Annotated in this window: 1 pseudogene; it reads left to right on the top strand. The window is 68.2% G+C overall.

Annotated features, from left to right (window positions below):
* A pseudogene (locus tag SB754_RS21055) lies at window positions 1-261 on the top strand (excinuclease ABC subunit UvrA); the annotation flags it as partial.

The following is a 261-nucleotide window of genomic DNA, read 5'->3' as shown; positions in this document are numbered from 1 at the left end:
CATTCCGACGGGCGTGCTCGTCGCCCTCACGGGCGTCGCGGGGTCGGGGAAGAGCTCGCTCACGGCATCGCTTGTGGGCCGCGAGGGCGTCGTCTTCGTCGATCAGGGGGCGATCAAGGGTTCCTCGCGCAGCAACCCGGCCACCTACACCGGCCTGCTCGAACCCGTCCGCAAGGCGTTCGCGAAGGGGAACGACGTCAAGCCCGCACTCTTCAGCGCCAATAGAGAGGGCGCATGCCCGACGTGCAAGGGCAATGGCTC

This window comes from Leifsonia sp. SIMBA_070 (assembly GCF_046534635.1).
In the GTDB taxonomy this organism is placed as follows: domain Bacteria; phylum Actinomycetota; class Actinomycetes; order Actinomycetales; family Microbacteriaceae; genus Leifsonia.
This window is presented reverse-complemented; position numbering and strand designations above follow the sequence as displayed.